The 12,531-nt window shown below is 69.4% G+C and carries 13 protein-coding genes; 5 read left to right on the forward strand and 8 right to left on the reverse strand.

Translation table 11 applies throughout. The annotated features are described in order from the left end of the window. Position 1: 1 nt before the first annotated feature. The 4 genes from OHB23_RS17755 to OHB23_RS17770 all read right to left on the reverse strand — a co-directional run bounded on the left by OHB23_RS17755 (position 2) and on the right by OHB23_RS17770 (position 3,972). Entirely contained in the window at positions 2-940 is a 939-nt protein-coding gene (locus OHB23_RS17755; RefSeq protein ID WP_027503850.1) for a carbohydrate ABC transporter permease, read from the reverse strand. Then, positions 937-2,310, reverse strand: a complete 1,374-nt coding sequence (locus OHB23_RS17760; protein ID WP_231476097.1) for an extracellular solute-binding protein — start codon at positions 2,308-2,310, stop codon at positions 937-939. Before OHB23_RS17760 ends, OHB23_RS17755 begins: the two co-directional genes overlap by 4 nt. Before the next feature lie 172 nt (positions 2,311-2,482). Next, positions 2,483-2,974: a general stress protein gene (locus tag OHB23_RS17765; protein ID WP_027503852.1), complete on the reverse strand. Its 492-nt coding sequence runs from the start codon at positions 2,972-2,974 to the stop codon at positions 2,483-2,485. Beyond that, positions 2,971-3,972 (reverse strand): HpcH/HpaI aldolase/citrate lyase family protein, encoded by a 1,002-nt coding sequence (locus OHB23_RS17770; protein ID WP_268788555.1) that lies wholly within the window; start codon positions 3,970-3,972, stop codon positions 2,971-2,973. The genes OHB23_RS17765 and OHB23_RS17770 overlap by 4 nt, the downstream gene beginning before the upstream one ends. 55 nt (positions 3,973-4,027) lie before the next feature. Here OHB23_RS17770 and OHB23_RS17775 point away from each other — a divergent pair, with 55 nt between their 5' ends. From OHB23_RS17775 to OHB23_RS17795, 5 genes are all read left to right on the forward strand, one after another. Beyond that, on the forward strand, positions 4,028-5,305 hold the full coding sequence (locus OHB23_RS17775; RefSeq protein ID WP_027503853.1) for a magnesium transporter MgtE N-terminal domain-containing protein: 1,278 nt from the start codon (positions 4,028-4,030) through the stop codon (positions 5,303-5,305). Beyond that, a complete protein-coding gene (locus tag OHB23_RS17780; RefSeq protein ID WP_081821023.1) occupies positions 5,298-5,915 on the forward strand; it encodes a DUF1003 domain-containing protein in 618 nt (205 codons plus the stop codon). The genes OHB23_RS17775 and OHB23_RS17780 overlap by 8 nt, the downstream gene beginning before the upstream one ends. A 65-nt stretch (positions 5,916-5,980) precedes the next feature. After that, a complete protein-coding gene (locus OHB23_RS17785; RefSeq protein WP_222638155.1) occupies positions 5,981-7,102 on the forward strand; it encodes a lytic transglycosylase domain-containing protein in 1,122 nt (373 codons plus the stop codon). 150 nt (positions 7,103-7,252) lie between these two features. Then, a complete protein-coding gene (locus tag OHB23_RS17790) occupies positions 7,253-8,101 on the forward strand; it encodes a lytic transglycosylase domain-containing protein (protein ID WP_027503854.1) in 849 nt (282 codons plus the stop codon). A gap of 24 nt (positions 8,102-8,125) precedes the next feature. Next, on the forward strand, positions 8,126-9,262 hold the full coding sequence (locus tag OHB23_RS17795) for an Mrp/NBP35 family ATP-binding protein (RefSeq protein WP_027503855.1): 1,137 nt from the start codon (positions 8,126-8,128) through the stop codon (positions 9,260-9,262). 13 nt (positions 9,263-9,275) lie between these two features. On the opposite strand, the gene tatB is transcribed toward OHB23_RS17795, so the two are convergent. The 4 genes from tatB to sigE form a co-directional block, all read right to left on the reverse strand. Then, the gene (tatB, locus tag OHB23_RS17800) at positions 9,276-9,695 is read right to left on the reverse strand and encodes a Sec-independent protein translocase protein TatB (protein WP_027503856.1); all 420 of its coding nucleotides are present in this window, start codon (positions 9,693-9,695) and stop codon (positions 9,276-9,278) included. A 9-nt stretch (positions 9,696-9,704) separates the two neighbouring features. Next, positions 9,705-11,201, reverse strand: a complete 1,497-nt coding sequence (locus OHB23_RS17805; RefSeq protein ID WP_373425231.1) for a S1C family serine protease — start codon at positions 11,199-11,201, stop codon at positions 9,705-9,707. A gap of 9 nt (positions 11,202-11,210) precedes the next feature. Continuing rightward, a complete protein-coding gene (locus tag OHB23_RS17810) occupies positions 11,211-11,555 on the reverse strand; it encodes a hypothetical protein (protein WP_056442598.1) in 345 nt (114 codons plus the stop codon). Positions 11,556-11,672: 117 nt separating this feature from the next. Next, complete coding sequence (gene sigE, locus OHB23_RS17815) at positions 11,673-12,335, reverse strand: RNA polymerase sigma factor SigE (RefSeq protein ID WP_204866810.1); 663 nt, start codon at positions 12,333-12,335, stop codon at positions 11,673-11,675. Positions 12,336-12,531 lie beyond the last annotated feature (196 nt).

Genomic DNA, 12,531 nt, shown 5'->3' on the forward strand with positions numbered 1-12,531 from the left:
GTCAGCGTCCTTCCGCGTCGGAGCCGGGTGCGGAGGCCCCGAACAGTTTGATGAAGACGAAGGCGATGATGGCCACGCAGAAGAAGATCAGCACGCTGATGGCCGACCCGATACCGAGGTTGAACGCCCCGAAGAGGTTGTCGTACCCGAGGATCGACACCGAACCGGTGCTGTTGCTGCCCTTCGTCAGAACGTAGATGTTGTCGAAGATGCGGAACGCGTCGAGCGTGCGGAACAGCAGCGCCACGAGGATGGCCGGCTTCATCAACGGGATGATGATGCGGATCAGTCGGGTCCACGCGCCGGCGCCGTCCACCTGGGCCGCCTTGAGCAGATCGTCGGGAACGAGCGCGAGACCGGCGAGCAGCAGCAGTGCCATGAACGGCGTCGTCTTCCACACCTCGGCGAGCACGACGATGGCGAGCGACGGAAGCTGCTGTGTCAGAGGCGCACTGCCCTCGGGAAGCAGGTTGGCCAGGTAGCCGGTCTGCGGTGTCCACGCGTAGTACCAGCTGTACGCGGCGGCGACGGTGACGATGCCGTACGGGATCAGCACGACGGTGCGAACGACGCCGCGCCCGAAGATGGTGCGGTGCATGACCAACGCGACCGCGAGGCCGAGGACGAACTCGATGATCACCGAGATGACGGTGATGCCCACGGTCACCGCGAACGCCGTCCACCAGTAGCCGTCGGTGAGGACGGAGACGTAGTTGGACAGGCCGACGAATTCCTTGTCGTCCGGGAATGCCAGGTTGTACTTCTGCAGACTCAGCCAGAAGGCGTAGATGATGGGATACGCGGTGACGGCGATCATCAGGATCGCGGCGGGAGCGACCAGCAGGAGCCCCAGTCGGCGCTCCGCCTTCTTGCCCTCGGACACCGCCTCGGCCGCCTTGGCGTGCTTCTGCGGGCGTCGGGGCTCGTCGGTGACGGTCATGGGATCAGCCCTTCGGAGTTCACGGCCTGGCGGACCAGATCGGCGAGCCTGTCGACGTCTCCCACGGGATCGATGTCCTGCGGGGGGTTGAGCGCGTCGGTCAGGAGGATCGAGATGGACTGGTACGCGGGCGACACCGGTCGGACCGCGGCACTCTCGATCGAGCCGAGAACGCCCTCCCATGCCGGGTAGGCGGCCTGGAACTCGGGATCGTCGTAGAGCGAGCGGATCACCGGCGGCACACCGCCGTCGACGGCGTTGTTGCGTTGGTTCTGCTCATCGGTCAGGCACGCGACGGCGGCCCACGCCTCGTCGGGATGCTCGGTGGTCTTGGCGACACCGATGTTGAACCCGCCGATGGTGACCTTGGCGGGCTCACCGGGGTTCACCGAGGGGTACGGCGCGCTGCGGAACACCTCGTTCACCGCCGCGTCCTGCTGGTCGGCGGGAACGGTGGACAGGTCGAGGAAGGACACGCCGCCCGCGGCGGCGTTCTCCTTGAGTCCGGGGAGCACGAACGGGTAGTTCACCTCGGCGAACATGGTGCCCGCCTCGACGCCGAGACGTGCTGTGCCCTCGTCACTCTGGGAGACCGAGGGGTCGGCGCCGGGAGCGGTCGCGACGCTCTTGATGATCGAGAGCGCCTTCTCGGTGGCCGCGCGGTGCTCGGGGGTGTCGTTCAGTGTCACGGTGGTGCCGTCCTCGCCGACGACGGATCCGCCGGCACTCTCGAGGAGGGTGTTGAACCAGACCATGAAGCCCTCGTACTGCTTCGCCTGCACACCGATGGCCGCGGGCTTGCCGGAGGCGGCGTTCTCGCCGGCGGTGGCGATGAGGTCGTCCCACGTCGCCGGGGGCTGGCCGTTCGGCACCATGTCCGGGCGGTACCAGAGCAACTGGGTGTTGGAGTTCAGCGGGACCGCGTACAGCTTGTCCTTCTGCTCTGTCTCGGGGTCGAGCCACTCGGCGGTGGCGAGCGGGCCCTCGAGCACCGATCCGTCACGCAGCTTCGCCTCGAGATCGTCCGGAACCGGCAGTGCCCAACCGGCTTCGGCGAACTCGGCGGTCCAGACCACGTCGAGTGTCATCAGATCGAGCGTGCGGTCGTTGCCCGCCAGACGGCGAGCGAGCTGCAGGCGCTGATCGTTGGCGCTCTTGGGGAGCGTGCGCTGCTCCACCCGGTACGCGCCGCCCGACTGCTCGGTGCACGCCTGCGCCGCCGCCGCGTACTGCTCCGCGCCATCGGCGGCGGTGTAGAAGCTCAACACGATTCCGTCGTCGGAGGATCCACACCCCGCCAACAGACTTCCGGCCACCACCGCGGCGGCCCCTGTCGCTGCGAGTTTCCTCGCCCTGTACCTCTTCGGCACGACCGCCTCCTCTGCCGCAAGAGAAGGCGCCACAGTCGGCCCGACTCCGCAGCGTGTGCTTCGTTGGACACGCATTCCCTGCGAAGTGGAACCTAGTCGAAAGCTGAGAGGAAAACGGTGGCTTGTTGCAATCCCGTGATGCTTTCGGTACCGACGGGTCGGTGGTGAGAGGTCAGATGGCGAGACGCGCCAGCAGATCGCGCGCCTTCTCGGCCGTCTTCGGCTCGCACAGCACGTCGTACCGCCCCGCGACCAACTGCATCGTCGACGCGAAGTCGCGCTGCCCCTTCGTCGCCGCGTAGGGAATGGTGGCCGAGATCAGTCCGAAGACGATGCCGCCCAGCACACCGACGAGGAGCGCGCTCAGGTAGTTGGTGTTCGTGATGATTCCGAGAACGAGTCCGAGGAAGACACCGAGCCAGGCGCCCGAGATGATGCCGCCGCCAATCACTTTGGCCCAGGTGAGGCGACCGATGACACGCTCGACCTGCATGAGGTCGACACCCACGATGGTGACGTCCTGGACCGAGAACTCCTGATCGGAGAGGTAGTCGACCGCGCGCTGCGCCTCGGCGTAGGTGGGATAGGAACCGATGGGCCAGCCCGACGGCGGGGTGGGGAGGCCCTGTCCGGGGCGGCCGGACTGCGACATGGGGTTCGTCATGACTCCATTGTGCCTGCTGGCGGGTCGGTCGTGGGGTCCGGTGCGGGCCGCGCACCGCTGCGCACCATGCCGGCCGCGTCGGCGGCCTCGACGAGGGCCCGAGCCATTCGATGACCCGCCTCGTCGACCATCTCGTCCCCCACCATGACGGCCCCGCGCGCTCCCCCGTCGACGGAGAGGTACCGACGGTAGGTCTCGACGATGTCGTGGGCGCGGTCGACGTCGGCCTGACGCGGCGAGAACGTCTCGTTGGCGATGTCGATCTGCGAGGGGTGCAGCACCCACTTGCCGTCGTAGCCCAGAGCCGCGGAATGCCGGGCGGCGCGGGTGAACCCGTCGGTGTCGCGGACCTGCACCCAGGGTCCGTCGATGGCCTGGAGCCCGTGGGCCCGGGCCGACAGCAAGATCGTCATCAGCACGTGGTGGTAGGCGTCGCCGCGCTCGTAGCCGGGCGGCTGCTCCCCCACCGTGAGGGTGCGCATGCCGACGTCGGCCATGAAGTCACCCGGCCCGAACACCAGGGTCTGCACCCGCGGCGAGGCCGTCGCGACGGCGTCGATGTGGAGCAGACCCACGGCGTCCTCGATCTGCGGCTCGATCCCGATGCGGCCGACGGGCAGGTCCGACTCGCGTTCGAGTTGTGTCAGAAGCAGATCGAGCGCCTGCACCTCACCGGCCGAGCGCACCTTGGGCAGGACGAGGGCGTCGAGGTGGGCACCCGCCCGTCCGACCACCTCGAGCACATCGCGGAACGTGGCCTCCGTCGTCCAGTCGTTGACCCGCACGAGCCGGAGCTGCGTGCCCCACCCGTCCCATCCGAGCGCGTCGGCGACGTCGATGCGTGCCTGCGCCTTGGCGGCCGGCGCGACCGCGTCCTCGAGATCCAGGAAGACGGCGTCGGCGGGCAGGCTCAGAGCCTTGCGCATCATCTTCGGACTGCTGCCCGGCACGGCGAGCACGGAGCGTCGGAGGCGGGCGCGCGGCACTGTGGTGGTCACCACGGCACACTATCGGCCCGCACCGCGTGCGAGGCCCCCGTCTACTGTTGCGCCCATGGCAGCAGTGAACAAGGTGTTCGCCGCCAGGCTCGCGGGCCTCGTGGTGCTCGGACCCGACGGTGAGAGCATCGGCCGTGTCCGCGACATCGTCGTGACCGTGCGCGTCGGCCGCCAGCAACCCCGCGTCCTCGGCCTCGTGGTCGATCTGGCCACGAGGCGCAAGATCTTCGTTCCGATGCTGCGCGTGACGGCCGTCGAACCGACGTCGGTGACGCTGACCACCGGCAACGTCAGTATGCGCCGCTTCGTCCAGCGACCGGGCGAGGTGCTGGCCCTGGCCCAGGTCCTGGACTCGCGGGTCCGGACCGACGATCCGGACGCCGAGGACCTGCACGGCGTGGACTGCGTCGTCGTCGACCTCGGTATCGAGCAGACCCGCACGCGGGACTGGGTCATCGCGCGCGTCGCCGTGCGCCCCCACCGCACCCGGCTGGGTCGCCGCGGCAGCATCCACGTGCTCGACTGGCAGAACGTGCAGGGCCTCACCTGGTCCGATCTGTCCCTGCCGGGTCAGGGTGTGTCACAGCTTCTCGCCCAGTTCGAGGGACTCCGGCCCGCCGACGTGGCCGACGCGATCCGCGACCTCCCGGAGAAGCGGCGACTCGAGGTCGCCTTCGCCCTGGACGACCAGCGCCTCGCGGACGTCATCCAGGAGATGCCCGACGACGATCAGATCGACCTGGTGCAGGCGCTCGCCCCCGCCCGTGCCGCCGACGTGCTCGAGGCCATGGACCCCGACGACGCAGCCGACCTGCTCGGCGAGTTGCCGGAGCCGGAGGCCGAATCGCTGCTGCGCCTGATGGATCCGCAGGACTCCGAGCCGGTGCGACGTCTCCTCGAGCACTCCCCCGACACGGCGGGTGGTCTGATGACACCGGAACCGGTGGTGCTGAGCGCGTCCGCGACGGTCGCCGAGGCGCTCGCTCGTGCGCGCAACCCCGACCTCACGCCCGCCCTCGCGTCGCTGGTCTTCGTCGTGCGACCGCCGACGGCCACACCCACGGGCCGCTACCTCGGCTGCGTGCATCTCCAACAGTTGCTGCGCGAACCGCCGGCCAGTCTGGTCGGCGGCGTGATCGACACGACACTGTCGACGCTCTCCCCGGACGACAGTCTCGCCGCCGTCACGCGATACTTCGCGGCGTACAACCTGGTCTGCGGACCGGTCGTGGACGCCGAGGAGCATCTCATCGGCGCCGTGACCGTGGACGACGTCCTGGACCACCTTCTTCCCGACGACTGGCGCGAACAGGAGCACGTGGGACATGAGTGAGAAGTCGGCGGCGACCGCCAGACAGCGCCTCGACACTCCACGCGGATCCCGACGGTTCAAGCTCGACATCGACGTCGACTCGGTCGGCCGGACCGGCGAGAACGTCGCGCGATTCCTCGGTACGGGGCGATACCTGGCGATCCAGACGGGGATCGTCATTGTGTGGATCCTGCTCAACGTCTTCGCGGTGAGCCTGCAGTGGGACCCCTACCCCTTCATCCTGCTCAATCTGGCGTTCTCGACGCAGGCCGCCTACGCGGCCCCGTTGATCCTGCTCGCTCAGAACCGGCAGGACGACCGCGACCGGGTGTCGCTCGAGGAGGATCGCTCGCGCGCCGCGCAGACCAAGGCGGACACCGAGTTCCTCGCTCGTGAGCTCGCTGCGCTCCGGATCGCGGTCGGCGAGGTCGCCACGCGCGACTACCTCCGCCGCGAACTCGACGACCTGCGCGCGGCGCTGCTCGATCCCGCGCAGGCGGCGGCCGAGGAACAGAAGGCGCGCAAGAAGTCTCGCAAGAAGTCGGTCGACGAGGACTCCACCTCGTTCGCCGCCGCCCCTTCCGTCGAGGAAACAACTCGTTTCGACCACAGCGAGGACACGCGACGGTAACCTCGGTCACACTGCGCGTCGGGTCTCGGTGAGTGCGCAGCCGAGTGTTCGTGGGGGTTTGTCGTATGCGCGTCGGTCGAGACTCTCGACTCGGAGGTGCACTGAGTGCCTCGATTCTTCTTCTCAGCGCGGTCACGCTGGCCGCCGGCTCGGTGACGCCGAGTTCCGCGCACGGTTCCGTCGCGATGGCGGCCGCCGAATCGGTTGCGGCGCCCACACTCCCACCACGGGAGCGCGCAGTCGGCCTGGTCGAGCCCGCCGATCGGCAACCGGTCGCGTTCCGGTCCCCGAAACCAGCCGTCGCCGCGCCCGCGGGCGCCCCGGCCGCTGCTGCGGCGCCGCTGTCCGCCGTGCTCGTCGGCGCACTCGGCATTCCCGAACTCGTCCTGCAGGCCTACCGCTCCGCCGAGGCCCAGCTCGCCACCTCGACACCGGGCTGTCACCTGCCGTGGCACCTGCTCGCCGCCATCGGGCGCATCGAGTCCGGCCACGCGGGCGGCGGCCGCACCGATGCCGCCGGCACCACGATCACGTCCGTGCTGGGCCCGGTGCTCGACGGTCGATCGGCCGCGGACGCGGTCATCACCGACACCGACGGCGGCGCGCTCGACGGGGACGCGGGGCACGACCGTGCGGTCGGGCCGATGCAGTTCATCCCCGCCACCTGGGCCGGCTACGCCTCGGACGGCAACGGCGACGGTCGGAGCGATCCGAACAACGTCTTCGACGCGGCTCTCGCCGCGGGCAAGTACCTGTGCTCGGGCGGCCTGGACATGACGAATCCGGCGCAGGCGACCACCGCCGTCATGCGATACAACAACTCCGCCGCGTACACCGCCAACGTGCTGGCCTGGTCCGCCGCGTACTCCGGCGGCGGCACCCCTGTCGTCGGACGGATCGGCGAGGCGGCGCCCTCCCCCGCGGACGCGCTGGCCGTCGCCGCGGCGGCCGCCGCGGGCGGCGAGGTCACGGATCCCACGACCGCGGCCCCGACGACCACCGCCACGACCACCGCGATGCCGGACACCTCGCTCACTCCGGTGACACCACCGCCGGCGTTCGGCATCCCCGGACTGCCGCCGCTCCCGGTCATCGAGCTCCCCACGATCCCGTGTCTCCTGTGCCCTCCTGCACCAGTGGCACCACCCGCCCCACCTGAGCAGGACACGTCCGTCACGACACCGTGACCGGTCGTGGCTCACATCACGGGCCGGTAACGGATCGGCAACGGATCAGGTAGCCTCGCTCCGACAGCAAAGGTCGGAAGCGCCCCGGAACGGGGCGGGAACAGTCGTCGCGGATCACGAGTCTCGCGGGGGCGAGGAGGTTGTGTATCCGTGGGTCGGCACCGCAAACGATCGTCTTCCACTCTGCGACGGAACACGGTCATCGCGCTGACCGGTCTGATCCCCGCGGGAGCGATCACCGTGGCCAGTGGCTACGGCGCCAGCGCCGACATCCCGTTCCTCCGCACGCACACCACGGCCAGCGAGTCCGCCCTCGAGCCCACCGACGTGGCCCCGGCGGTGGACGTCGCGCCCGCACCCACCACGCAGTCCGCGCCCGAGCCCGTGGCACCGCCGGCGCCGGAGCCCGCTCCCGCCCCCGCGCTGCCCGAGTCCCTCGCGGCCGGCCCGCTCGGCGTCCCGGGCATCAACGTCGCCGCCTACAAGAGCGCCGAGACCCTCCTGGCGCAGACCACCCCCGGTTGCTCGATGAACTGGGCCCTCCTCGCCGGTATCGGCCGGGTCGAGTCCACCCACGCGAACGACGGCAAGGCGGGTGCCGACGGAACGCTGTTCGAACCGATCCTCGGACCGGTCCTGGACGGCAGCCTCGCCGGCAACAACGTGATCATGGACACCGACGGCGGCGAGCTCGACGGCAACGCCACGTACGACCGCGCCGTGGGGCCGATGCAGTTCCTGCCGGCGACGTGGAAGCACTACGCCACGGACGGGAACGGGGACGGCAGGGCCGACCCGCAGAACCTGTTCGACAGCGCCGCCACCACCGGGAAGTATCTGTGCGACGGCGGCCTGAACATGGCGGATCCGATCCAGGCCACACAGGCGATCCTGCGCTACAACAACTCGATGGCCTACGTGGCCAACGTGGTCGCGTGGTCGGTCGCCTACTCCACCGGCATCGCCCCCTCCGAAGCGGACCTGCCCCGAATTCACTGACGCGGTACCGCATACCATGGAGAGATGCCCGTAGCCACCGAATCGGACGTTCGCAGCGCCCTCGCGCGCGTGAACGATCCCGAGATTCGCAAGCCCATCACCGAACTCGGCATGGTCAAGAGTGTCGCGCTCGGTAACGACGGATCCGTGGACGTCGGCATCTATCTGACCACCGCCGGGTGCCCGATGAAGACGGAGATCTCCGACCGGGTACGCAAGGCAGTGGCCGACGTCGCCGGTGTCGGTGAGATCCGCGTGGAGCTCGACGTCATGAACGACGAGCAGCGCACCGAACTGCGCAAGTCGTTGCGGGGAGATTCCGCCGAGCCGGTCATCCCGTTCGCTCAGCCCGGCTCCCTCACCCGCGTGTACGCGGTGGCGTCGGGGAAGGGCGGTGTCGGCAAGTCGTCCGTCACCGTCAACCTGGCCGCCGCGATGGCCGCCAAGGGACTGTCGGTGGGCGTCCTCGACGCCGACATCTACGGCCACTCGGTGCCCCGCATGCTCGGTACCGACGCTCGCCCCACACAGGTCGAGCGCATGATCATGCCGCCCGTGGCGCACGACGTGAAGATGATCTCGATCGCGCAGTTCACGCAGGGCAACACGCCCGTCGTCTGGCGCGGTCCCATGCTGCACCGCGCCCTGCAGCAGTTCCTCGCCGACGTGTTCTGGGGCGACCTGGACATTCTTCTGCTGGACCTACCGCCGGGCACCGGCGACGTCGCCATCTCGGTGGCCCAGCTGATCCCCGGCGCCGAGATCCTCGTCGTGACCACCCCGCAGCAGGCCGCGGCCGAGGTCGCGGAACGTGCCGGCGCCATCGCCCTGCAGACGCGTCAGCGAGTCGTCGGGGTGGTGGAGAACATGTCGTGGCTCGAGCTGCCCGACGGATCGCGGATGGACATCTTCGGTTCCGGCGGCGGCCAGGCCGTGTCGGAGCGACTCACCACCGCGGTCGGCGCGAAGGTCCCGCTGCTGGGCCAGATCCCGCTCGACACCGCGGTGCGCGAGGGCGGCGACTCGGGCGTTCCGATCGTGCTCAGCGATCCGGAGTCGCCCGCGGCCAAGGCCATGATCGAGGTGGCCGAGAAGCTGTCGGTCCGTAGTCGCGGCCTCGCGGGCATGAGCCTGGGTATCGACACCACCCGGCACCTCTGACGGCCGGAAGGACCTAGGTCGCGTCGGGGTCGATCGGGGGACGGTCCCCGGTCGGCAACGGCGCCGACCCGCTGGACTTCGTCATGTTCGGCGTCCCGGACTGCGGGGTCGACGACTGTGTCCCGGACTGCGGCTTCTCGTCGAACTTCCCGGTGAAGATCGAGTCGTCGCCGTCGAGCAGGTGCTTGGTGATGACCGCGCGCGGGGTCATGCCGCGGAGTTGGTTCAGGTCGGCCAGGGGCTTGCGAAGATCGTCGAAGTCCGTCCCCAGCTCGTCCTTGAGTTGTTGGCTGGCCCCACTGGCATAGTCACGGACCTGCCGGAGCGACCGGGTGGTCCACGTGATGGCCCCGGGCAGACGCTCGGGACCGAGGATGACGAGTGCGGCGACGAGAAGAACCATCATCTCGCCCCAGCCGATGTTCGAGAACACGTCTACACCTTACGCATCCGACACCGGAGTGACCGTCACGTCGACGGTCCGCCCCGAGCGGACGAGTTGCACCTGCACCGGCGTACCGATCTCCTGCTCCTGGACGGCGACCGTCAGCTCGTCGGCACCGGAGACGGTGCGGTCGCCGACGCGGACGATCACGTCGCCCTCCGCGATACCCGCCTGCTGAGCGGGGCCACCGGCGGTGACGTTGGCGATCTGCGCACCGCTGAGCGCGTCGTTGACGACGGACCGCGCGTTGACGCCGATGTCGGGATGATTCATCGCGCCGGTCCGGATGAGGGACTGCGCGACCTCGGTGACGTCGTCGATGGGGATGGCGAAGCCCAAACCCACCGATCCCCCGCTCTCACTGCGGATCGCGGAGTTGATGCCGATGACGCGACCCTCGGCGTCGATCAGGGGACCGCCGGAGTTACCGGGGTTGATCGCCGCGTCGGTCTGGACCGCGTCGATGACGGCGTCGGTGTCCGTGCCCTCCCCGGACAGTCGCACGGGACGATCGAGCGCACTGACGATGCCGCGGGTGACCGTCTTGCTCAGTCCCAGTGGAGATCCGACGGCGACGACGTCGTCGCCGACCGCCACGTCCGACGAGCGGCCCAGTCGGGCGACGCTGAGGTCCGCGACGTCCGTCTTCAGAACGGCCAGATCGGTTTTGGTGTCACGGCCGACGATCTGCGCGGGCACCTTGGTGCCGTCGGAGAACGTCACGTTGAGCGTCGCGCCCGGGTTGGTCGCAGCCATCGAGATGACGTGGTTGTTGGTGACGATGTAGCCGGCTCCGTCGATGACGACTCCCGAGCCGGTACCGGCGTTGCCGCCGAACGTCTCCTGGACCGACACCACGGACGGCAGGACGGCCTCGGCGACCCTGGCCACCTGGCCCTGCGGGAGTTCGCTGCCGCCCTGTTCCAGGGTCACGCGCGAGCTGGTCAGCGAGCCGCCCAGATCGGCCGCGACACTACCGACGACGCCGCCGAGCAGACCGATGACCAGTGCGACGCCCGCGAGCGAGGCGAGAGCGCCGGCGGAGACTCGGCGGCCGAACAGTACTTCCCGCGCACCCAGTCTCGTGCCGGGCGTCAGCGGCGCGGGTTCCGGTTCGTCGAGCGCGGGCGAGACCGTCGTGACAGCCGACGAGGGCACGCGCCACGGGTTCTGAGGTTCGGGTTCCTGCTCGACCTCGGGAGCCTCGGGCTCGCGCACCAGGGATTCGGTGACACCGGGCGGCCGACCGAAGGCCTCGGTGAGGACGGGATCGGGCGCCGCGACGCGGATCGACGAACTGTCCCGTCGTCGGGTCTGCGCATCACCGAAGGAATCGCGGATGCCGTGGGGGCGACCGAACGCCCGCACCACGTGCGCGTCGATGGTGGGCCGGTAGAGCGGACGCGGAGGAAGCCGCGGCGCATCGTCGTCGGGTGCTCCCCCGTCCGCCGAAGAAGCCGTGGGGTCCGGTCGGTACTCGTCGGCTGGAGTCACCTCTGCACGCTACCGGCGCCGGAAACGTGACCCGACGACCGACCCCAGGCCATGACGCAGGCCGGAGCCGATGCCGGGTTCGGATCGGCCGGGCTCGGGAGACGTGCAGTGCGGGATCTGGTGCAGGAGACCCAGGAGTGAGGACGGCATGGACATCTCCGGCGAGCCCTGGAGGGCGACACGGGCCTGTTGCTGCGCCTGGACCTCGTCGGCACAGGAAGCGCATTCCGACACGTGCCGCGCGGCGCGCAGGTAGGCGTTCATGCGCAGTTCGCCGTCGACGTAGGCGGCCACCGCCTCACTGGCGAGGTGGTCGGTGGGGCTGAACTGCCGAGGATCACGAAACCGAGTCATGCTGCCTCCACTCCATGCCGTGCCGATGTGCGGATCGTCCCGGGGTGAAACGCACGGCACCGGCCGGAAGTTCCCGGTCCGCATCCGTTCCCCACAGAACGGTACTCGCGCCGGCGGCTACTCGGCCGAGGTCAGCGACTCGCGGGTGCGCCGACTGGCGGCGAGGTGGTCGCGCAGCGCCTGGCGGCCACGGTGGATACGGCTACGGACGGTGCCGAGCTTGACCCCCAGGGTCGCGCCGATCTCCTCGTAGGACAGACCCTCGATGTCGCACAGCACGATGGCTGCACGGAACTCGGGAGCGAGCGAGTCGAGCGCCGCCTGCAGATCCGGGTCGAGCCGGGCGTCGTGGTAGATCTGCTCGGGATCGGGGGTGTCGGACGGCACCCGGTCGTAGTCCTCCGGCAGCGCCTCCATGCGGATGCGGTTGCGGCGACGCACCATGTCCAGGAACAGGTTCGTCGTGATGCGGTGCAGCCAGCCCTCGAAGGTGCCGGGCTGGTAGTTCTGCAGCGAGCGGAACACGCGGATGAAGGTGTCCTGCGTGAGGTCCTCGGCATCCTGCGCGTTGCCGGACAGCCGGTAGGCGAGGCGGTAGACGCGGTCACCGTGCTCGCGGACGAGTTCGTCCCAGGACGGCATCGACGTCGCGTCTCCGGTCGCGTCGAACACCGCGGTGCCGGACAGCTCCTCGGGACCGTCGACGGTCTGTTCGGACTCGGCGGCGGGGCGGGAGGTCGGGGACGTGAGGGCAGCGTGTTCGCGCGGGCTGGTGATCATGTGGATCGTTCAATCCTCCTACTCGGGCGATCATCGCGGCGTGGTGTCGACGTGCGATGTGGTGTTACCCGTGTTCGGCGCGACCGAAGCGTGAGGACGATCCGACGAACCCGCGTAGGGAAACTATGTCGCGGGCAGGTGTGCGACCCGTGTGAGAAGGCTGAGTGTGGGCTGAGAGTCTGGACGCGAGGAGTTC

Source organism: Rhodococcus sp. NBC_00294 (assembly GCF_036163995.1).
Classification (GTDB): Bacteria; Actinomycetota; Actinomycetes; order Mycobacteriales; family Mycobacteriaceae; genus Rhodococcoides.

What these genes read in the sequence shown, in the direction of transcription:
- OHB23_RS17785 (WP_222638155.1), top strand. Translation starts at nt 5,981, where the DNA reads ATGCGCGTCGGTCGAGACTCTCGACTCGGAGGTGCACTGAGTGCCTCG.
- OHB23_RS17775 (WP_027503853.1), top strand. Translation starts at nt 4,028, where the DNA reads ATGGCAGCAGTGAACAAGGTGTTCGCCGCCAGGCTCGCGGGCCTCGTG.
- sigE (WP_204866810.1), bottom strand. Translation starts at nt 12,335, where the DNA reads ATGATCACCAGCCCGCGCGAACACGCTGCCCTCACGTCCCCGACCTCC.
- OHB23_RS17780 (WP_081821023.1), top strand. Translation starts at nt 5,298, where the DNA reads ATGAGTGAGAAGTCGGCGGCGACCGCCAGACAGCGCCTCGACACTCCA.
- OHB23_RS17765 (WP_027503852.1), bottom strand. Translation starts at nt 2,974, where the DNA reads ATGACGAACCCCATGTCGCAGTCCGGCCGCCCCGGACAGGGCCTCCCC.
- OHB23_RS17755 (WP_027503850.1), bottom strand. Translation starts at nt 940, where the DNA reads ATGACCGTCACCGACGAGCCCCGACGCCCGCAGAAGCACGCCAAGGCG.
- OHB23_RS17810 (WP_056442598.1), bottom strand. Translation starts at nt 11,555, where the DNA reads ATGACTCGGTTTCGTGATCCTCGGCAGTTCAGCCCCACCGACCACCTC.
- OHB23_RS17795 (WP_027503855.1), top strand. Translation starts at nt 8,126, where the DNA reads ATGCCCGTAGCCACCGAATCGGACGTTCGCAGCGCCCTCGCGCGCGTG.